A 20,739-nucleotide genomic window follows, 5' to 3' on the forward strand; every position below is an offset into this window, starting at 1 on the left:
TTTCGCCGGGACGACGCGGAGCAAGTGTCGGCAGTGCCGGTCATCGTTGATGTTACCCCGCGACCTGCTTGATGCGGGCGATCAGTTCGTCGACGGCCTTGTCCACCGGCACCTTTTCGCTGACGACGCGGTTCATGGCCTTGGCCCAGACGTTCTCGTTGTTGAGGATGGTGAACTTCCAGTTCTTGGTAAAGTCGAACGGCGCAGTGCCGCCGGTGAACTGGGTCCAGACCGCTTTGCGATGCCGGTCGGCCTGCCAGAACGGGCTCGCCTGGCTGGCCTTGGTCACCGGGAACCAGCGGCCGAGCGCACCCTCGATATAGGGCCGCACGTTGTCTTCTTCGAGCAGGAAACTGATGAACTGCTTGGCCTCGGCCTTGTTCTTGGCATTGGCGAAGATCAGCCCGGTCTTGACGTCGGAGCGGTAGCGGATGGTCGATCCGTCCGGCGCCTTCGGGAAGGACGCCGTGATGATGTCCTGTTCATAGGCCTGCTTGCCGGCGGCGCGCTGCGCATCGGTCAGCGCCGGGTTGGTGGAATCCTCGAACCACTTCGCCGCGATCGAGATCGTGAAATTGTGGGTCATCACGATCGTCTTGTTGTGGAAGGCGACGTTGTTGTCCGGGTCCTTCCAGGTCGTCGAGGAGGGCGGCGTGCAGCCCTTGATGTAGGTGTCGGTGTAATCCTTCAGCGCGTGGATCAGGCCGTCGCGCACCTTGGGATCGTCGACCAGGAGCTTGCCGTCGTCGTCGACCAGCTTGATGTGGTAGGCGTCCATGAAGGTGTAGAACGACTGGAAGGAGTCGGTGGATTCCACGCCCATCGGCTGGCCGACTGCATAGATGCGCTGGCCGGTGGCCTTGCGGATCGCGGGCTGCACCTTGTCGCACCAGAACGTCCAGTAACCGTTCCAGTCGTTCGGGATGTCGCTCTGCTTGAAGCCGGCCTTCTCCAGCATGTCCTTCCAGATCTGGACGTGCATGCTCTGCTGCTTCAGCGGGAAGCCGTAATAGGACCGCTTCTTGGCGACATCGTCATAGAGCTTCGACGCTTCCAGCGTGTTCGGCGCAAACCGATCCTGGATCGGTGTCATGACGTCCGAGAGGTCCTCGAGCTTGCCCTCGTAGGCCCACTTGCCCTGGGCCTGCACGTCGTAGGTGTCGGAATAGGCGACGTCGGGCACGGTGCCGGAATCGAGCGCGGCGACCGTCTTCGGAATCATGTCCTGGATCGCGTATTGCGACAGTTCGACCTTGATGCCGGTCTTGGCTTCGAATTTCTTGATCGTCTCGAGCAGCGCGTCGTCTTCGGATCTGTAAAATCCCTTGCCCCACCAGACGGTGATCGTCTTGCCCTGGGCGAGAGCGGGTGCAGTTGCGGCGAACAGGCCGACCGCGGCGACCGCAATTGATAGCGCACCGATAACCTTGGATCTCACGTTGTTCTCCCTCATGAGGCCGGCTTTTTAACCGGTTGGAGAAAACACTAGCGCATGCCCGTGACCCGATAAAGATGTCGCGCCGCCGACTTGTGTAGGGGTTTGCGGCGAGCGCGTGGATCGGTCCCGGTGCATCGATGCGCAAAGTGAATGGATTCGATCAGTTCGACTTCGCATTCTCGGCCGACGCCGCCGGTGCGCCGCCGGGCGCGCCTGCCGCAGCATCGGGCGCCGCCGCGGGCCGTGCGGCTCCTCCGCCGGTGAAGCGCTCGATCACCGAGCGCACCGCGTCGCGGGTCTTGCGATCCTTCACCGCATCGAGCAGCGGAGCGGAGGCCGGCGAGCGGCGGATCAGGCTTTCCGGATCGGGGAAGATCAGCGGATCGTCCCACGGCCCCTGGATCACGAAGGGCAGATCGAAACCGTTGCCGCCGGCCGATGCCGAGGTCAGGCTGGCGACGCCCTTGAGATCGTATTCGCGCGACGGCACCGAGGCCGTGCCGGTCAGCGTGATCTTCGCGGTGGGGCTTTCGACATGAATGTCGTCAGCGGTCGCGACGCCGTCGGCGAATTTCACCGAGATGCTGAGATTGTCGTAGGGCGTCGAGCCGGAGCGGAAATTGCCGCCGCCGGACAGCGGCCGCTTCTCCAGCCGCTTCAACAGCTGCTCGACATTGAAGCCCGCGATCGCGCCGTCATGCCCGTTCAGCGTCGCGGTGCCGTCGAGCGACGATGCGAGCCCGAACGGGCTCGAGCCCGAGGCGGTCAGCGAGACGTTGAGGTTGCCGCGGCCGGACAGCTTGTTGATGCCGAACAATTCGCTGGCGCAGGCCTGCAGATCGACATCGGTGAACTGGAATTGCGCCCTGACGTCGGCGACCGCATCCGAGCGCGCGATCGCGAACGAGCCCTTGGCGATGCCGCCATACATCTGCGCCTCGCCGACGCTGAGCGCCAGCGCGCCGCCGCGCAGATTGGCGCCGAACGCGGTGCGGCCGAGCTTGGACGGGCCGACCGTCACCTTGGCCGCCGACAGGCGCATGTCGAGATCGGTCGACGACAGCGAGGACAGGTCGAACAGCTGCCTGTTCCAGTCGCGCTGGCCGCTGGCCAGCAGGCGGAACGTCGAGATGTAAGGTGTGAAATCGAGATTGCCGGCGGCAAGCGTCGCCTGCAGCGTCTGCCGGCCGTTATTGGCGTAGGTCATCACGCCCTCGGCGACGTTGCCGTCGAGCTCGACATTGACATTGGTGAGCGCGACCGAGCCGCCGACCACATTGGCGCGGGCCTTCAGCGCGAAGCGGCCGAAGCCGCCACCGCCGCCGGGCGGGGCCTGGCCCATCCAGCGCAACGCGTTGCGCAGCGACGGTGAGTCCATGGTGGCGACGCCTTCCATCATCAGGCTGGTGCGGTTGGCGACGGTTCCGTCGAAAGCAACCTTCAGCGGCGCGCTGGCGAGCCGTGCCTTCAGGCCGGAGCGGTCACCCGACAACAGCGCGACGAAGTCGCTGGCGCTGATCGAGCCGTCGACGCGTTCGCCGCGCCAGTCGAACTGGCCGGTTGCGGCAAAGGAACGCGAGATCGAGGGCCAGGCCAGCGACAGGTCGATATCGCCGAGCTGCTCGGAGATGTTGTTGGTGCCGTCCTGGTAGTTCAGCTCGCCGTCCTGGATCCGGATTTCGGAGAACGACACCTGGTTCTCGGCGCCGGGCGTCATCGCCTTGGCGATGGTCTCGACGAACGGCGTCCAGTTGCTCTCGCCGGCGCCGTCGCGGACCACATGGATATGGGGACGGAGCATCATGACGTCGGCAATCTCGAACCGCCGCAGCAACAGCGGCAGCAGGCGCAGATTGGCGGTCAGCACGTCGACCTGCAGGGCGGGACCGATGGTATCGGCGCCCTTCAGCCCGACATTATGAAAGGAGACGTAGCTGCCCGGAAAAACCGAGACGTCGATCGGGCCGTTGACGACGAGTTCGAGCCCGGTCACGGCGCGGATCTGCGCCTCCACCGCGCGCTGCAGCGCGTCCCGGTTGAGGAACCACGACGTTCCGACCAGCCCGACCAGCGCCAGGCCGAAAAGCGCCGCGATCGGCATCCCCAGGCGCTTAATTCCTTGGGCCATCGTCAATGACATATCCGGGTCGGGTTGAATTTTGTCGGGTCGTCGTCGAACACAGCGGGCTCTCGCCGGAGGCCCCTGCCAACCCACGCAACTTGAAGGGTTTTCTTGTCGCTTTCAAGGCCATGTTGCTGCCGCGGGCCGCCGCCCGTCGCCGCACCGGGCCGTGATTGACGCATTGCGAAGATTTCGCCTAATAATCCGGTTTGCCACAGCCGTTCCGCGCCCTCCATCAGGTATTCGCTGCATGAACAAAGTTTATCCCGACGCCAAATCGGCACTCGATGGTCTCCTCAAGGACGGCATGATGATCATGTCGGGCGGCTTCGGCCTCTGCGGCATCGCCGAGACCCTGTCCGACGCGATCCGCGAGTCCGGCGTCAAGGGCCTCACCGTCGTCTCCAACAATGCCGGCGTCGACGGCATCGGCCTCAGCCGGCTGCTGGAGACCCGCCAGATCAAGAAGATGATCTCGTCCTATGTCGGCGAGAACAAGCTGTTCGCTCAGCAGTATCTCGCCGGCGAGCTCGAGCTCGAGTTCAACCCGCAGGGCACGCTGGCCGAGCGCATCCGCGCCGGCGGCGCCGGAATCCCGGCCTTTTACACCAAGACCGGCGTCGGCACGCTGATCGCCGAGGGCAAGGAAGTGAAGGAATTCGACGGCGAGAAGTACATCATGGAGCGCGGCCTGTTCGCCGACGTCGCCATCGTCCATGCCTGGAAGGGCGATACCGCCGGCAACCTGGTCTACCGCAAGACCGCGCGCAACTTTAACCCGATGATGGCCACCGCGGCGAAGGTCACCGTCGCCGAGGTCGAGCACCTGGTGCCGGCCGGCGAGATCGATCCGGACCACATCCACACCCCCGGCATCTTCGTCAAGCGCATCATCGAGGTCGGGACCGGCACGAAGCGGATCGAGTTCCGCAACACCCGACCGCGCCCCGCTGCCTAAAACCCATTTCTTCAGGAGAGCCTCATGGCCTGGACCCGTGAACAGATGGCCGCCCGCGCCGCCAAGGAGTTGCGCGACGGCTATTACGTCAATCTCGGCATCGGCATTCCGACGCTGGTTTCGAACTACATTCCCGACGGTATCGACGTCAGCCTGCAGAGCGAGAACGGCATGCTCGGCATGGGCCCGTTCCCCTATGAGGACGAGGTGGACGCCGACCTCATCAATGCCGGGAAGCAGACGGTGAGCGAGCTGCCCTCGACCAGCTATTTCTCGTCGGCCGATTCCTTCGGCATGGTGCGCGGCGGCCATATCGATCTGTCGATCCTCGGCGCCATGCAGGTGGCGCAGAACGGCGACCTCGCCAACTGGATGATCCCCGGCAAGATGGTGAAGGGCATGGGCGGCGCCATGGACCTCGTCGCCGGCGTCAAGCGCGTCGTGGTCGTGATGGAGCATTCCGCCAAGGACGGCCCGAAGCTGCTCAAGCAGTGCAACCTGCCGCTGACCGGCGAGCGCGTGGTCGACATGGTCGTCACGGATTTGGCGGTGTTCACCATCGACAAGCACGGCAAGGACGGCATGGCGCTGATCGAGCTCGCCGACGGCGTCACGCTCGACGAGGTCAAGGCCAAGACCGAGGCCGAATTCCGCGTCGCGCTGAAGAATACCTGAGATGATCGGCGCGGGACGATCCTCGATCCGTCCCGCACGATCCGACGACGCCGGCTTCATCGCCCGCACTGTTCTGGCCGCGCAGCGCGGCCAGTTGCCGCGCGGCTGGTTCGACATCGCGCTCGACCGGGGCGAGGCGGAATGCCTGGCGTTCATGACACGGCTCGCCGTGGCGCGGGTGCGGTCATGGTATCACGTCGCCCATTTCCTGATTGCTGAAGTCGATGGCGTGCCGGCCGCCGCGCTCTGCGCGATGCCGGCATCCGGAACCGTCGTCGCGGCACGTGCGGCGATCGAGGAAGTCGCAGCAGAGACCGGCATGGATGCCGATGCCATCGTCGCGCGCGGCGCCTATGCCCGCAACTGCTGGGTGCAAGGCGGCGAGGGCGACTGGCTGATCGAGCATGTCGCCCGACAAGCGTCCCATCGCAGCGGCGGCCTGGTGCAGGACTTGATCCGCCGCGCACTCGCCGACGGCAAGGCGGCCGGTTACACGCAGGCATCGATCTCGTTCCTGATCGGCAACGACGCGGCCGAACGCTGCTACGCCAGGGCCGGCTTCGCCTTCGCCGAAGAGAAGCGCGACGCCGCCTTCGAGGCGATGACCGGCGCGCCTGGCTTTCGCAGATTTGCGCGGGCGATGTGAGTGGGGCGCACGGCGACCGGCCCGCATATACATCTGTCGTCCCGGCCTAGTGCGCAATTGCGCACGGGGGCCGGGACCCATACGCCGCGGCGGATGTTGCAGGCGGGACTCGTCGTTGCAATCGCGCATGACAATTCGCATCGGTGGTTATGGGTCCCGGCCTTCGCCGGGACGACGGTGAGTGTGCGGCACGGTCCGTAAGTCAACGCCCGCATTCTCGCGACATGGTTTGTCCGAGTTGACAGGTTTTTGCCGAGTTGCCCGTCGGGCAGCCACACAGCGCGTCACATTCGGCGCCCGCCGCCCGCTTGTCCGGTCGTCCATGCAATGGCAGAATTGCACCATGTTGTGCAAAATCGGACACGGCCATGCCACTCATCCGGATCTGGGTCTATGACGGCATCCTCGCTTCGGGCGTGGCGGGGATTGTCGACGTGTTCACCGCCGCCAACTCGGTGACGGCACGGCGGCCGCGACGTCGCAACGGCATGCCGTCACAGCTGCGGTGGCGCGTCGAATCATTGAATGGCCGGCCGGTCCAGACGGCGTCAGGCCAGGTCATCGGCGTCGATGGGCCGATCGGCGCGCGGTCTTCGGCAGACGCGGTGGTGATCCCGGGACCGTTCGTCGGCGATATCGAACGTTTCTTCGCGCGGCTCGATACCGTCGAGCCGCTGCTCGCGGCGCTGCGGCGGCAGCATGAGCGCGGCACCCTGCTCGCGTCCTATTGCACCGGCAGCTTCATCCTCGCCGAGGCCGGCCTGCTCGACGGCAGGGTTGCGACCACCCATTGGGCGAAGGGGCGGACATTCGCGATGCGCTACCCGGCGGTGGATCTGCGCGTCGCCGAGATCCTCACCGAGCAGAACCGCATTGTCTGCTCCGGCGCGGTGACCACCTCGCTCAATCTCGCGCTTCGGCTGGTCGAGAAGTTCGCCGGTGCCGATGTCGCCGCCGAGACCGGCAAGCTGATGCTGATCGACAGCAATCGCATCTCGCAGGCCCCCTATGTCAGCCGCACGTCCGACACGCAGCACTCCGATGCGCTGGTGGCGCGGGCGCAGAGTATGATGGAGAAGTCGCTGCAGCAGGGCTTCAGCCTTGCCAGGCTGGCCCGCGACCTTTCGGTCAGCGAGCGGACGTTGAACCGCCGCTTCAAGCTGGCGGTCGGCGAGGCGCCCTTGCAATATCTGCAAGCGCTGCGGGTGGACGTGGCCAAGCGCCTGATCGAAACCACGCGGCTGAAGCTCGACGCGGTCAGCGCGCGCGTCGGCTACAACGATCTGTCGACCTTCCGTCGGCTGTTCAAGCGTGAAACCGGGCTCTCGCCCCGCGAATACCAGCGCCGGTTCGTGCGCAAGGCTCCCGCCGCCTGAGAAGGCCGTGTCCGAATTTGCCCTGAAAATGGCGATACTGCCACTGCTGCCGGGAGTGCGCCGCGCATAGACCTCCTGCTGTCAACAACAGGAGGTCGCCTCAATGCCGATGATCGACGTGACAATTCCCGAAGGAGCCCTGAAGCCGGAGGCGGAAGCGCGGCTCATCAAGGAGCTCGGCGATATCCTGATCGGCCACGAGGGGTTCGATCCGGCGAACAAGGTTGCGCAAGGCGTCACCGTTGTCTTCCTGCATCGGCCGGCCGCCGTTTATGTGGCGGGCCGGCCGTCGCCATCGCCACGATTTCGCATCGTCCCGACGGTCCCCGAGGGCCAGTACACCGAAGCCTCGCGCGCGGCCTTGGTGAAGGACGTGACCGATGCCGTGGTGCGCGCTGCCGGCGGTTCGTTCGACGATGTGGCGCCGCAGGTCTGGGTGTTTCCGACCGAGATCCCCGACGGCCAGTGGGGCAGCCGTGGCGTCATTCGTCCGCTGCCGGACATCCAGGCCTTCATCGCCGGCGAGCACGAGCGCAAGGTCGGCGAGGCGCGTCTGGCGCGACGGCGGCGCGTCAAGGCGCTGGAGTTGCTTGCGGGCGCGCTCGACGCTGCCCGCAAGGGCGTCGACTGACGCGGGCACAACCATGACATCCGACACGCATTTCAGGCTCGCGGCGGTCCAGGCCGCCGCGGTGCCATTCGATCGCGACGCCTCGCTGGAGAAGGCCTGCCGCCTGATCGGCGAGGCCGGCGCCATGGGCGCGACGATCGCCGCCTTCGGCGAGACCTGGCTGCCCGGCTATCCCTTCTTCTGTCACGCGCCGACCGGGCCGAACACGTTTCGCGCGATGGCCGAATATCTCGACAACGCGGTCGAGATTCCCTCGCCCACGACCGATCGGCTCTGCGCCGCCGCCGAGGCCGCGGGACTGGATGTCGTGATCGGCGTCGCCGAACGTGATGCAGTGACCAAGGGCACGGTCTACTGCACGCTGCTGTTCATCGGCCGCGAGGGACGGCTGCTCGGCCGCCATCGCAAGCTGAAGCCCACCTTCAACGAGCGCTCGGTGTGGGCCGATGGCGACGCGGCGGGCCTGCGCGTGCATGAGCGGCCCTATGGCCGGATCAGCGGCCTCAATTGCTGGGAGCACAACACGATGCTGCCCGGCTATGCGCTGGCCGCGCAGGGAACGCAGATCCACGTCGCGGCGTGGCCGGGGCGGGAGCCCGCGGTGGCGCCACCGTCGCCGACGCCGCTCTGGCCGCGGCAGTTGTTGCTGTCGCGAGCGTTCGCCTCGCAAGCCGGCTGCTACGTCATCGCGGTCGGCGGCATGCGCTCGCACGAAATCACGCCGGAACGTTACCGCGAACTATCGACGATCGAGTACAGCGGTGACAGCGTCATCATCGATCCGCGCGGCGAGGTCATCGCCGGTCCGGCGCAGGGCGAGACCATCCTGATCGCGGACGGCTCGCGGGAGGCCGTGCTCGCCGCCAAGGCACTGTGCGATATCGGCGGCCATTATTCGCGCCCCGACCTGCTGCGGCTGATCGTGGATCGCAATCCGCAGGAGCGGGTCATCGACTGCGGCTTCGCCGGGCGGGTCACGCCGGAGATGTGGGAGTGACGCGACGGCGCGGGTAGCCCGCGCCGTCAAGCTTGTCGCGAGAAAGGTCGCTCCGCCTCACGAAGCTTCCTGCGGAATTGCGGATGGTGATTCCTCGCCCTTGAGCTCCTCGAGGCTGCGGTGCCGCGGCTCGATGCCGAGCGCCCATACGGTGATGATCTGCACGACGAGCAGTCCGATCATCAGGGCCATCACGCCGGCGACGCCGCGCGCTTCGAACAGCATCACGACCAGGAATGGTGTCACGATGGTGGCACCTCGACCGAGTGTGTTGACGATGCCGGATGCCCGCAGCCGCACCTCGGTCGGGAACAGTTCGGGAATATAGATGCCGAACAACAGCGCGACCAAGACATAGATCGGCACGGTCAGCGCGAAGCCGACGGCCGGCAGCAGGAACGGATCCGAGATCATCGGATAGATGACGCCGAGGATGATCGAGATCAGCGATGCGCCGATGATCGTGGGCTTGCGGCCCCAGCGGTCGGCGGTCAGGGCGCCGATCGCCGAGCCGATCGGCGCGCCAAGCGCCATCAGCAGCGAGTAGCCGAACGAGGTCGCGACGGACAGGCCCTGCTTGATGAAGAACACCGGCAGCCAGGTCACGAAACCGTAGAGCAGCGTATTGATGGTAATCAGGCATACCGCGCCGACGATCATGCGGGAGAGCAGCGGCGCGGTGAACAGCGTGGCGAGATCGGGCGACACCGGTGCCGGTGTTGCAGCCGCGGGGGCCGGCAAGGGTTGGCCCTGGGAAGCTTCCTTCTCGATCGCCTGCATCAGCGCCTCGGCCTCGGTGGTGCGTCCCACCGCCTCCAGCCAGCGCGGCGACTCCGGCAGCGACTTGCGCAGGTACCAGACGATCAAGGCGCCGACGCCGCCCAGCACGAACATCGCGCGCCAGCCGAATTGCGGGACGACGACCGATGCGACCAGCAGCGCGATGGGCAGGCCGGTCACGACGCAGACGGCGGTGAAGCCGAGCCACTTGCCGCGGCTCCGGGCCGGCACGAACTCGGTCATCGTGGAGTAGCCGACAACATTTTCGGCGCCGAGACCGACGCCCATCACGAAACGGCAGGCAATCAGAAAGGCCATGTTTGGCGCAAACGCCGCCGCCAGGGACGCGATGCCGAACAGCAGCAGATTGAACTGGTAGGTGAAACGCCGTCCGTAACGGTCGCCGAGGAAGCCGGTGCCGAAAGATCCGAGCATCATGCCGACGAAGGTTGCGGAGATGAACGCGGCGTTTTGGGCGAGCGTCGAGAACCCGGTTTTCAGCGTCACGCCGAGCACGGTGCCGGCGATATAGATGTCGAAACCGTCGAAGAACATTCCGATCCCGATCAGGATCATGATCCGGCGGTGGAATGGTCCGATCGGTAGCCGATCGAGGCGGCTCCCGGCATTGACCGATGTCGACATATGCGCTCTCCCCTTGACTGTTTCCTCGGTGATGCGGCCCGCCATCTGTGGGCGGTTTGCCGCTTTGCTCGACTGCGGCTAGTTCAACCGGCGCTGGTTGGCCGTGTCGCGGTACCAATCGAACGGCTGTTCGTGGGTCGCGACCATCACGCTCTTGGTGTTGAAATGGTCGTCGAAGCTCTCAGTGCCGCATTCCCGGCCGATGCCGGAATCGTCAACGCCGCCCCAGGGCGAGGCCGGATCGAGCCGGTGGTGGTCGTTGATCCAGACGATCCCGGCCTTGACCGCCGCGGCCACGCGATGCGCGCGCGCGACGTCGCGGGTGCGAATGGCGGCGGCGAGGCCAAAGGGAGAGTCGTTGGCGAGCCGGAGCGCGTCGGCCTCGTCCTTGAAGGGGGTCACCGAGGTGAAGGGACCGAATACCTCCTCCTGGAAGATCCGCATGTCGGATTTGACGTCGGCGAACACGGTCGGTTCGACGAAATAACCGTTGTCGTGGCCCGCGACCTTTGCGGCCACGCCGCCGGTGAGCAGCCGCGCGCCGTCTTCATGACCGTAGCGCGCATAGCTGAGAACGCGGTCGCGCTGGCGTGCCGAGATCACCGGCCCAAGCTGTGTGTTCGGATCGAACGGATCGCCAATGCGGATGGCGCGGGTCTTGGCCTGCAGCTTTTCGACGAACTCATCGTAGATCGAGGCCTGCACGATATGGCGCGACGCGCAAACGCAGGTTTGGCCGGCGCCGATGAAAGCGCCGAACGCGGCGTAGTTGACGGCGCGGTCGACGTCGAAATCGTCGAATATCATCACCGGCGTCTTGCCGCCGAGCTCCATGGTCTGGTGCGCGAACACCTTCGCCGCGGCGCTGCCCGCGATGCGGCCGGCTTCGGTCCCGCCGGTCAGCACAAGCTTGTTGATGTCGCCATGCTCGGCGAGCATCTTGCCGGCGCTCTGGCCGAGGCCAAGCACGATGTTGAAGACGCCGGGAGGCAGTCCGGCCTCGCTGAAGATCTGGGCGAGCTTCAGTGTCGTCAGCGGCGTGTATTCCGATGGCTTGACCACGGTGACGCACCCGGTCGCCAGCACGACGGCAAGCGACTTGCACAGGATCATGAGCGGGTGATTGAAGGGCGTGCAGTTGGCGACGATTCCGATCGGCGTGCGCAGGGTGTAGTTCAGATACGCGCCTTCGACCGGGATGACGGAATCACGGCGCGACAGCGCCAGTCCGGCGAAGTAGCGGAAGAAATCCGGCAGGCGCGACAGTTGCGCGCGGGTTTCGTTGACGGGACGGCCGTTGTTCAACGTCTCCAGCCGGTACAGCGTGTCGAGATTGGCCTCGAACGCGTCGGCGAGCCTGTTGACGAGCCGGGCGCGCGCCCTCGTGTCCATCCCGCCCCACGCCTTGCCTTCGAATGCAGCGCGCGCGCTCTTCATCGCGCGGTCGATATCCGCGGCGGTCGAATTCGGAATCCGGGCGATGACGTCGCCGGTCGCGGGATTGCGGACGTCGAGCATCTCGCCGTCTCCGGCCTCGACCTCGCGTCCGTCGATGAAGTTGCCGTGGATCTCGACGTCGATCGTCGCGGGCTTCGACGGAATGTTCATGATGACCTCTCTTCGACGATGACGGCGTTGCGCTTGAGTGCCGGCAGCACGCGCTTCTCGGTCGCCGCGATGTGAGCCTTGATGATGCGGGCCGCGGTGCGTGCCTCGCGTTGCTGCATGGCGTCGATCAATGCGACATGCTCGGCCACGAGCTTCGCCGGGTCGTGGCCCTTCAGATTGGAGACGCTGACGCGCACCAGCCGATCGGCCTGGCCGATCAGGTCGCAGAGCGTGGTCGCCATGCGGCGGTTGCCCGACGCGTGCGCCAGCGCCGAGTGGAAGCCGCGATTGTAGGTGATGAAGTCCTCATGGCTGCCGGAGAAGCGGCGGAATTCATCGAGTGATTTCAGGATGCTGTCGGGCGCGCTCTCGATTGCTTCGGCGACGCAGGCCGGTTCGAGCGCAAGGCGGAAGCGCAGCAGATCGCGCGCGTCGGACAGCGAGATCGGATTGACCCGGTAGCCCTGGCGGGGCTGCACCGTCACGAGGTGCTCGCGCTCGAGCCGCAGCAGGGCGTCCCGGACCGGCTGGCGGCTGACGGCGTAACGCTCCGCCAGATCCTGCTCTCGTATTTCATCACCGGGAGCAAGCTGACACGATAAAATATCAGATCGCAGATTTTCGTAGATATTTTCGCGGAGAAGGATCATCTTTATTGAGTCTCCTGCCCGTAAAATGCAGTTTGTGAAATATCACGTCAAGCTGAAATCCTTGAAATCCGGATGATTTGATCTATCAATCGTCCGCAGGGGCGCTTCGGAGCCCAAATGCGCGAATTTCGGGCGCGATTTGAAAGAGAGCGACGATGGACAGGCTTTTGGCCAACCGCACAGTCAACGCAGCCCAGTCGGGCGAAGGGCCGCCGCTGGTCCTGTTTCACTCGCTGCTGTCGGATCGCGCGAGCTTCGATGCGATCGTGCCGGAGCTTGCCCGCTCGTTTCGGACCATCGTGCCGGAACTACCGGGATTCGGTCGGTCGAGCGCGGTCGAGGGTGGCCTTGCCGCGATTGCCGACCGGATGGCGGACGCGGTGCATGATGCGGCTGATGGCACGCCGGCCATCGTGCTCGGCAATGGTTATGGCGGGTTCGTCGCGCTGCAGATGGCGATCCGCCACCCGGCGATCGCGAGCCGGCTGATCCTCGCCGACAGCGGTGCGGCATTCTCCGAGCCGGGCCGCGAGGCGTTTCGCAACATGGCCAGGGTTTCACGCGAGAAAGGGCTCGCCGCGATCACCGACATTGCAATGCGCCGGCTGTTTGCACCGGATTTCCAGGCACAGCATCCCGCGCTGATGCAGGATCGCCGCGACGCATTCCTGCGCACCGATCTCAACGTGTTCTGCGCGGCCTGTGACGCGCTGGCGAGCCTCGATCTTCGTGCCGAACTACGCAGCGTGACGGTACCGACACTCGTTGTGGTCGGCGAATATGACGAGGCGACGCCGCCGCCGATGTCATACGAATTGGCAGGCGGCCTGCCGAGAGCGAAGCTCAGGGTCATTCCGGGATGTGCGCATGTCCCGCAACTGCAATCGCCAAAACTGTTCCTCGATACGATCGGCGATTTCCTGGCGATCAAGCATAACGCGCCCGCCTGAGGCACGCGCAAACGGCTGGATCGCGCCGCGGGTCACGCGGCGGCGTGCCGACAATTTGGGCAGAACGCCCAGCTAATGCCGTTTGACGCGACAGCATCTCTGCCTAGTCTGACCGGAGACGGAGATGAAACATGCGAGCGATCCTTGATCACTGCACCGGCGGTCGCAGGCGCAGCCTGCCGGCGGGCACGGATTTCATCGAGGAGGGAGGCAAGACCGGTCATCTGTTCGTGCTGCTCGAGGGCAAGGTGGAAGTCGTCAAGGGCGACAGCCTGGTCGCCGTCATCGACGAGCCCGGCGCGGTGTTCGGCGAGATGAGTGTGCTGCTCGACCGGGCGCACAGCGCCAAGGTGCGCACGGCCACTGATTGCGTCCTGTACGAGTTCGACGATGCGGCGTCGTTCCTGCGCGAGCAGCCGGCGGTGGCGCTTCTGATCGCGCAGCTGCTGGCGCAACGGCTTCATGTCGCCACGACCTATCTTGCCGACCTGATGCACCAATATGCCGATCACGGCACCCACCTGGCGATGGTCGGCGAGGTGCTGCAGAGCATGATCAACCTGCCGCCGATGCAGGTCGCGCCAGGCTCGGATCGGCAATCCGATCCAAGGATATGAGCCAGTCCGGCGCCTCGCGCACGGGAGCCGCCGGCCGCGACAGCGGCGCCTTGAGATCGATCATCTGCGCATCGCCGGCGGCCAGCCAGAACGCCTTGTCCTGCGCGAGATCGAGCACGATGTAGACCGGAGGCCGGCCGGGCTGCAGGCCGGTGTTGAACACCCAGCTCGCTCCGATCCGGTCGAACCACGAGCCCATCTGGATGAACGGCGACTGATGCACATGGCCCGAGATCACCAGCGCCGGATGGTGGCGCTCGATCCAGCCGAGCAGCTCGGCGTCGCCGAAAAAGCGCTTGCCGCCCCAGCTGGTCGGCGAATCCGCCGGCGGGGCGTGATGGACCCAGACCCAGCGGCGGTGCGGCATCGCGGCCGCCGCGCGAAGCTGATCGTCGATCCGCGCCTTGACCAGCGGGCCGTCCCACCACGGGCACACCGTGAACAGCGTGTCGCCGATGGCCAGATTGTCGCCGTCGCAGGCGACGCCGAACTCCCTGATGCCCGCGACCCAGCGCGCGATCTTCTCGCCCTCCGGGTTGCGCTCGTCGAGGTCGTGATTGCCTGAACAGAAGATCACCCGCGTGAGATCGGCGAGCCGCGACAGGTATTTCGTGACGACGACGATCTGGGCGCGGAAATCGACCGCCGAGCCGAGGTTGAGCGCATCGCCGGCGAAGATCACGAGATCGAATTGCGGTGCCGCCGCCAGCAGCCAGTCGAACTGCGGCAACGAGTAATGCAGATCGGCGACGACAAGACAGCGCATCAGTGAAATCCGAATGCCCGGAAAATGGGCGGGGCCGCACGGCAATGAATTCAAACAAGCCAAATCGCAGCAAAATCTATGCCGCGCCGCGCGGATCCGACGCGACAGATGTTCGCAGTGTCCTGGAATCGGCCGGCAAGAGCGGGAAGGGCGGATCGCTGCTCACGCCCTTGCTGTGGCGTGAGCGAAGGTCACCTCGATCAGCGTGCCGGTGCGGCCGCCGGTCCGGATCTGGAATTTGGCGCGATTGGCTTCGACCAGCGCCTTGGTCAGCGACAGGCTGACGCCGCCGGAGCCGGCCTGATCTGATGGCGTCGGGGCGCGGAACGGCTCCAGCGCGGCGGCGACCTCGTTGTCGTTGAGGCTCTGCCCGGTGTCGCGCACGCGCAGCATCACCTCACCGAAATCCGACAGCGCGGTCGAGACGATCACCTGGCCGCCGGCATTGGCGAGATGGATCGAGTTGCCGATCAGGTTCAGCGTGATCTGGCGCAGCGCGCGGGCGTCAGCGACTACAGGCGGCAGCGTGTGGGCCAGCGAGGTGCGGATGATGATGCGCTCGCGGTTGGCTTGCGGCTGCATCACTGCGACGCAGCTCTCCACCATCTCGTTGAGATTCTGGCTGGCGAAGGCGAGGTCGAGCTTGCCGGTCTCGATCCGCGACAGGTCGAGCAAATCGTTGACGATCGCGATCACCCGCTCGCCGGAAGCGCGGATGTCCTTCATGTATTCGACATAGCGCTCATTGCCGAGCGCGCCGAAGCGCTCGCCGATCATCACCTCGGCAAATCCGATGATGGCGTTGAGCGGCGTGCGCAGCTCGTGGCTGATCCGCGCCAGCATGTCGGACTTGGCGTTGGCGGCGCGTTCGGCGAGCCGCCGCGCCTCGCGCAATTCGCCCTCGCTCTTCTTGGTCTGCGAGAGATCACGGAATACCGCGAAGAAGTTCGGTCCGTCGGCGCGGGTGCGGCCCATCGTCACCGACAGCGGGATGATGCCGCCCTGGCGGACGCGGCCGAGCGTCTCGCGGCCATGGTCGAGCAGGCTGGCGACGCCGGCCGATTTCAGGCTGGCGAGATAGTCGAAGATGCCGTGCTGGCTTTCCGGCGCGAACAGATCGGCGAGCTTGCGGGTGACGAACTCGTCGCCGTCATAGCCGAACAGCGCCTCGGCGCTGCGGTTGCAGGAATGGATGTTGCCGTCGGCATCGAACATGATGATGCCTTCGGCCGCGGTGTCGAGGATCGCGCCGAGCTCTTCGGCGTCGGCCTGGCCGGCTTGCGGCTCAGCCGGCGCAAGCAGCGGCTCGGCGGCCGCCGCAGGCTCCGGCTCGGACAGCGCGGCGGCGATCGCGGCATCCTCGTCCAGCGTGCGCGAGAAGATCAGCGCCAGCGCGGAATCGTCGTCCCAGGTGATGGTGTGCAGCCGCGCCTCGGCGGACACCGACTGCGCGCCGTCCTCGGTGCTCTGGTTCGCGGAGATCGTCACCGGCGTGCCGGTGCCCGACGTGCTGCTCGCCTGCGAGACGCCGGGCTCGACAAAGAGCGCGTCGAGGCCGCCGGCGGCTTCCAGCGCGTGCAGGCTGTCATGGCCCATGCGCGAGAGGAAGGCGTGGTTGGCATAGAGCAGGCGGTCGAGCCGGTAGATCAGGATGCCGACCGGCAACAGATCGAGCAGCGCGCGGTCGCGGCGGGAATCTGCGCGCGGCGCCGGCTCCGCCGCAGCCAGCCAGCTGGCCTTTGGTGTTTCCGCCGCCGTCTCCAGCTGCGCGACCGTCTCCTGCGGCGCCGCCTCTGCTTGCTGCGGCGGTTCGCTTGCGGGCGGCGCGTCGGCGACCGGCTCGGCCGGCACGCTGTCGTCCGTTGTCGCGGCGAGGCCGGCCTCGTTCTCGAGCCGCGCCGACAATTGGCGGGCGAGCTCGTTGAAGGCGTTGTTCTCGACCGGCGTCAGCGACGGCGGCCGGGTGTCGCTGGCGGGACGGAACGGCACCACATTCGGTGGCGGGTCGTGACGCACTTCGTGCGTTTCCTCGTGCGTTTCCACGGCGTGATCCGGATCGGCTCGGTGTGAAGTCTCTGCGGCTGTCGGCTCGGTCAATTCCTCGGGTGGTGGTGCTGCGGTCGTGTCGGGCGGCGGCTCCGCGTGCGGCGGAGGATTGTCCTGTGGCGCGGCGGGCCCGGGCGGCGCAACGGTGCGCGGCACCGGTGCGACATCGGCCGACAGCGATTGTGGCGCGACCGTGCCGCTGAAGAACTCATAGCGGCGCAATGCGGCGAGTCGCGCAAGCCCGTCGAGGTCGCGACACACACCAAAGCCGCGATAGCCGGCGAAATTCCTGGCACGATCGAACACCGGCAGGCCGGACAGTTCGACCGGCAGCCGGCCGCCGCCGTCGACCGGCCAGTGCAGCGTGATGCCGCTCCAGGTGTCATGGCTGGCGAACGCCTGCATCACGCGGCCTTCGGGATCGAGGCCAAAACTCTCGGCGATATCGCTCCACAGCCGGCCGAAGCCCGCCGCGGTGTGCAGGCCGATCAGGCGGGTGAATTCATCGGAGCCGAGCGAGAAGCGGGCCTCATGGTCCATCTGCCACATGAAGCGCAGCGGATGGCGCCGCACCGGCAACGGCTCGTCGAGCCAGGATGGTGGTGGCACCGGCGCCAATGTCGCGGGCTCCGGCTCGGCGGCAGGCGGCGGCGCGGGCGCATCCGCGATCGCATAAGGCGAGGGGGCGGGATCGGCCGGGGGCGCCGATATTTCCGGCGCGTGCGTGCGTGCCGTCTCTGCGAGATCAGGCACGGACTCTTCGGCGTGCGTCTCCGTGGGCACTTCGATCAGCGCTTCCGACAGCGGCTCCTCGACGGCGGGGCTTTCGTCAGGCGTGGTGCCGAGAGGCGCAGGCTCGGCGGGCGTCGGCTCTGAATGCGTGAGTTCTGCCGACGCAAGCGGCGAGGCAAGAGGCGTAGGCTCCTCGATCTGCGCGCCGTCCGGCACTTCGATCAGTGCTTCCGACAGAGGTTCCTCGGCGGCAGCTGTTTCGTCTTGCGTGGTGTCGAGAGCTGCGGTCTCTACGTGCGCCGCCTCTGCTGCCGCGGCAGATGGAGCAGCATTCTCAGGTTCGGATTTGGCCGCGCTGACGATCGGCTCGATCGTGACGCGCTCTTCCATCTGCGGATCCAGCGCGTCGAACAGTGTGAAGGCGATCGGTGCTGCGCAGGCCGTCGCGGGCGCTTCGTCATGCGCAACGGCTTGTTCGATAACTGCAGGTGCTGGCGGCGGCTCTACGGCCATGGCCTCTTGCTGCGCTGGCGCTGGGGGAGCCTGTGCTTCGCGCGCCGGCGTCTCCGGCTCAACTGGCTCGGGCACGATCGGCGCCGCCGGCTTTGCGGCGAGATGCGGCGCCGGCTTGATCAACGCGACCAGCGCGCGATCGGCGGCGCGGCCGATCCGCTGCAGCACGACGCGGCCGATCGCAACGCTCGCCGCCGCGCGGCCCTGCGCCAGCGCCTCACCGCGCGCGGCATCGAGACCAGCTTCGGTGAGGTCGTGCAGGCCGGGCAGCGTACGCGCCGCCTCATTGGTTGCGACCAAAAGTCCGTCGCTGGTGAAGGCGGCGGCCGGACGCGGCAAGCCCTGCAGCAGCCGCTGCAGGCGTTCCGCGAGCGGCATGCCGCGGCCGGTCGCATTGAGCGCCGTCATCAGGATGCCGTGGCTGCCGTCCGGCAGGTCGATCCGGGCGCAGCCGCAGGTCGCGAGCATGCCGGGCGCAGCGCCGAAGCCGCGCAGCCGCTCCAGCCGGACCGCGCCATTGGCGTTCAGGCTGTGGCCGAGCCGCGCGACCTGGCGGCGGTGCGGATCGGCCGGGCCGAAGCCGCGCTTCGCCAGCTCGGCGCCGTTGGCGGCACCGAATACCTGCGCGCCGACCGGATTGGCCCAGAGAATCCGCGCGCCGTCGGCCGCCCACAGCCATGCCGGCAGGGCGCCCGTCGCATGATCCGCCAGCCTGACATCGCCGAGCGCCTGGATCTGGAATTCCGCGTCACTCATCACGCAAGATTTGACCGCATGGGTTTGGCTTTCTTCCTTAAGCTCAGCCGAAGGCCCGGCAGCCGCAGGACGACAGCCTTAACAGAAGGTTAGTATCGCAACTGGGGGGCGGCAGGTCCATGTCCGCAGCGAAACTGCCCCCGCCAAAGCCGGGATAACGTTAACTCGGCTGAACGATCCACAGCCGTTTGGCGTTGTCGGGTTAAAGAGAGGTTGCTGCGAGCCGCGCGATGCGGAACCAGGCGGCGCCGCGTCACACCTGCGATTGCAGTGCCACGATATATATTCTGCCGTCTATCTTGCCCTGGGCCCGCAGGGCCAAGCGGCGGGCCGATCAGCAAGCGAGGGAGAGCGACCATGAGCGACAACGGGCGTGACCATTTCGAGATCCCCAAGTTCGAGATTCCCAAGGATATGCGGTCGATGGCGGAGGCGAGTTTTGAGCAGGCGCGCAAGGCGTTCGAGCAATTCGTGACCAACGCCAAGGACACCGCCGGCAAGATCGAGGAGCGCAACGCCACGGTGCGCGCCGGCGCCAAGGATCTTTCGACCAAGGCGCTGTCCTATGCCGAAAAGAACGTGCAGTCGTCGCTGGACTACGCCGAGGCGCTGCTCAAGGCCAAGGACCTCAGCGACGTCATGCGGCTGCACAGCGAATATGTGCAGGGCCAGATGCGCTCGCTCGGCGAGCAGGCCAGCGAGATGGGCCAGGCCGTCAGCCGGGCCGCGATGGACGCGGTCAAGCCGAAGAACTGACGAGGCGCATTGGCCGCGGCCGACCCTGGCGCATTCAGCCTCGGTCGGCCGCGGTAATCTTTTGTTCCGTCAGATAAAAAATGTGGCGTCGCACGCGATCTTACGTTGCGTTGCACAAAATTGACATGATATGGGTGTTTATTAGGCGCGCCCGACGAAGGGCACTCCCGTGAATCAAGGCAGCGTGATCCATTTCAGCGCTCCCGGCCTGATGGGCTCCGGGACGTCCGCAATGGTCACATCTACTCACCCGTTGCGAAGGATTACACGTATGACCAACCCGTCCGATCCGTTTTCCGCCTCGATCATTCCGTTTGAAGTTCCCGAGCAGATGCGCGCGTTCGCCGAGAAGGGCGTTCTGCAGGCCCGCGACAGCTACGCCAAGTTCAAGGACGCTGCCGAGACCCACAACTCGACGGTCGAGGCCGTGTTCACCTCGGTGAGCAAGGGCGCCAGCGAGTATTCGGCCAAGCTGATCGAGTTCTTCAAGGCCAACACCACCTCCTCGCTCGACTTCGCCCAGGAGCTGTTCAGCGTGAAGTCGCCGACCGAAGCGGTCGAGCTGTGGACGTCGCACGCCCGCAAGCAGTTCGAGACCTACACTGCGCAGGCCAAGGAACTGGCCGAGCTCGGCCAGAAGGTCGCCAGCGAGACCGCCGAGCCGATCAAGGCCAGCGCCTCGAAGTTCTACAAGCCGGCCGCCTGATCGCTGCCGTTTGGGAGACCAGCGAAAGGCCCGGGCCGAAGCGGTCCGGGCCTTTTTGCTGGCCAGGGCCCCGTCAAGCGGCCCGACATAACAGCGGAAATCGGCGCGTTACGGCCTTGCCAAAGCGCGGCGTTGCACCTAGTTTCCGCCCGAAATCGCCGCCCCGCTTGAGCGGGCCGCGCGTCAGGATGCAGTTGTAGCTCAGTTGGTTAGAGCGCCTGTCTGTGGAACAGGAGGTCGGTGGTTCGAGCCCACCCAACTGTACCATCCGCAAGATCACTCAGCGCGAAATCGCAAGATCAGACCATCGCAAGGTCGCTCGCCCTTATCGCCCGGCGTGTCATCGCGTCCGCTTGCACTTCTCTGTCCCG

General features: G+C 66.0%; 17 protein-coding genes and 1 tRNA gene. 11 read left to right on the plus strand and 7 right to left on the minus strand.

Features of this window, described 5'->3' with window-relative positions:
* Window positions 1-52: 52 nt before the first annotated feature.
* On the minus strand, window positions 53-1,438 hold the full coding sequence (locus tag J2R78_RS22080; protein ID WP_253606837.1) for an ABC transporter substrate-binding protein: 1,386 nt from the start codon (window positions 1,436-1,438) through the stop codon (window positions 53-55).
* 160 nt (window positions 1,439-1,598) lie between these two features.
* Window positions 1,599-3,566: an AsmA family protein gene (locus J2R78_RS22085; protein ID WP_076829623.1), complete on the minus strand. Its 1,968-nt coding sequence runs from the start codon at window positions 3,564-3,566 to the stop codon at window positions 1,599-1,601.
* 244 nt (window positions 3,567-3,810) lie between these two features.
* On the opposite strand from J2R78_RS22085, the gene J2R78_RS22090 reads away from it, so the two are divergent.
* The 6 genes from J2R78_RS22090 to J2R78_RS22115 all read left to right on the plus strand — a co-directional run bounded on the left by J2R78_RS22090 (window position 3,811) and on the right by J2R78_RS22115 (window position 8,843).
* A complete protein-coding gene (locus J2R78_RS22090; protein ID WP_253606839.1) occupies window positions 3,811-4,518 on the plus strand; it encodes a CoA transferase subunit A in 708 nt (235 codons plus the stop codon).
* Window positions 4,519-4,542: 24 nt separating this feature from the next.
* Window positions 4,543-5,193 carry a 3-oxoacid CoA-transferase subunit B gene (locus tag J2R78_RS22095; RefSeq protein WP_018268725.1) on the plus strand — a complete coding sequence of 217 codons (651 nt, stop codon included), beginning with the start codon at window positions 4,543-4,545 and terminating at the stop codon, window positions 5,191-5,193.
* Between the two features lies 1 nt (window position 5,194).
* On the plus strand, window positions 5,195-5,839 hold the full coding sequence (locus J2R78_RS22100) for a GNAT family N-acetyltransferase (RefSeq protein WP_253606841.1): 645 nt from the start codon (window positions 5,195-5,197) through the stop codon (window positions 5,837-5,839).
* Between the two features lie 368 nt (window positions 5,840-6,207).
* The gene (locus J2R78_RS22105) at window positions 6,208-7,215 is read left to right on the plus strand and encodes a GlxA family transcriptional regulator (RefSeq protein WP_253606843.1); all 1,008 of its coding nucleotides are present in this window, start codon (window positions 6,208-6,210) and stop codon (window positions 7,213-7,215) included.
* Window positions 7,216-7,318: 103 nt separating this feature from the next.
* Window positions 7,319-7,846 carry a tautomerase family protein gene (locus J2R78_RS22110; protein WP_253606845.1) on the plus strand — a complete coding sequence of 176 codons (528 nt, stop codon included), beginning with the start codon at window positions 7,319-7,321 and terminating at the stop codon, window positions 7,844-7,846.
* A 13-nt stretch (window positions 7,847-7,859) separates the two neighbouring features.
* A complete protein-coding gene (locus J2R78_RS22115; protein WP_253606846.1) occupies window positions 7,860-8,843 on the plus strand; it encodes a carbon-nitrogen hydrolase family protein in 984 nt (327 codons plus the stop codon).
* Window positions 8,844-8,900: 57 nt separating this feature from the next.
* Here J2R78_RS22115 and J2R78_RS22120 read toward each other — a convergent pair whose 3' ends face one another.
* The 3 genes from J2R78_RS22120 to J2R78_RS22130 all read right to left on the minus strand — a co-directional run bounded on the left by J2R78_RS22120 (window position 8,901) and on the right by J2R78_RS22130 (window position 12,526).
* Complete coding sequence (locus J2R78_RS22120) at window positions 8,901-10,268, minus strand: MFS transporter (RefSeq protein ID WP_253606847.1); 1,368 nt, start codon at window positions 10,266-10,268, stop codon at window positions 8,901-8,903.
* A gap of 78 nt (window positions 10,269-10,346) precedes the next feature.
* Window positions 10,347-11,876 (minus strand): aldehyde dehydrogenase, encoded by a 1,530-nt coding sequence (locus tag J2R78_RS22125; RefSeq protein WP_253606848.1) that lies wholly within the window; start codon window positions 11,874-11,876, stop codon window positions 10,347-10,349.
* Window positions 11,873-12,526, minus strand: coding sequence for a GntR family transcriptional regulator (locus tag J2R78_RS22130; protein WP_075969134.1), 654 nt, complete (start codon window positions 12,524-12,526; stop codon window positions 11,873-11,875). Before J2R78_RS22130 ends, J2R78_RS22125 begins: the two co-directional genes overlap by 4 nt.
* Before the next feature lie 155 nt (window positions 12,527-12,681).
* Between J2R78_RS22130 and J2R78_RS22135 the strand changes: the two genes are divergently transcribed.
* A complete protein-coding gene (locus J2R78_RS22135; protein ID WP_253606849.1) occupies window positions 12,682-13,476 on the plus strand; it encodes an alpha/beta fold hydrolase in 795 nt (264 codons plus the stop codon).
* A gap of 131 nt (window positions 13,477-13,607) precedes the next feature.
* Entirely contained in the window at window positions 13,608-14,093 is a 486-nt protein-coding gene (locus J2R78_RS22140) for a Crp/Fnr family transcriptional regulator (RefSeq protein WP_092085086.1), read from the plus strand.
* On the opposite strand, the gene J2R78_RS22145 is transcribed toward J2R78_RS22140, so the two are convergent.
* Together J2R78_RS22145 and J2R78_RS22150 are read right to left on the minus strand one after the other, a co-directional pair.
* The gene (locus tag J2R78_RS22145; protein WP_076829651.1) at window positions 14,032-14,859 is read right to left on the minus strand and encodes a metallophosphoesterase; all 828 of its coding nucleotides are present in this window, start codon (window positions 14,857-14,859) and stop codon (window positions 14,032-14,034) included. The two genes, J2R78_RS22140 and J2R78_RS22145, sit on opposite strands and share 62 nt — an antisense overlap.
* A gap of 162 nt (window positions 14,860-15,021) precedes the next feature.
* Window positions 15,022-18,906 carry a PAS domain-containing protein gene (locus J2R78_RS22150; RefSeq protein ID WP_253606850.1) on the minus strand — a complete coding sequence of 1,295 codons (3,885 nt, stop codon included), beginning with the start codon at window positions 18,904-18,906 and terminating at the stop codon, window positions 15,022-15,024.
* A 357-nt stretch (window positions 18,907-19,263) separates the two neighbouring features.
* Here J2R78_RS22150 and J2R78_RS22155 point away from each other — a divergent pair, with 357 nt between their 5' ends.
* From J2R78_RS22155 to J2R78_RS22165, 3 genes are all read left to right on the plus strand, one after another.
* Complete coding sequence (locus tag J2R78_RS22155; RefSeq protein ID WP_253606851.1) at window positions 19,264-19,662, plus strand: phasin family protein; 399 nt, start codon at window positions 19,264-19,266, stop codon at window positions 19,660-19,662.
* A 271-nt stretch (window positions 19,663-19,933) separates the two neighbouring features.
* Window positions 19,934-20,368 (plus strand): phasin, encoded by a 435-nt coding sequence (locus tag J2R78_RS22160; RefSeq protein ID WP_028336028.1) that lies wholly within the window; start codon window positions 19,934-19,936, stop codon window positions 20,366-20,368.
* 190 nt (window positions 20,369-20,558) lie between these two features.
* Window positions 20,559-20,635, plus strand: a tRNA-His gene (locus J2R78_RS22165).
* The last annotated feature ends 104 nt before the right edge of the window (window positions 20,636-20,739 follow it).

Origin of the sequence: Bradyrhizobium sp. USDA 4538, from assembly GCF_024171045.1 — a bacterium.
In the GTDB taxonomy this organism is placed as follows: Bacteria; Pseudomonadota; Alphaproteobacteria; order Rhizobiales; family Xanthobacteraceae; genus Bradyrhizobium; species Bradyrhizobium australafricanum.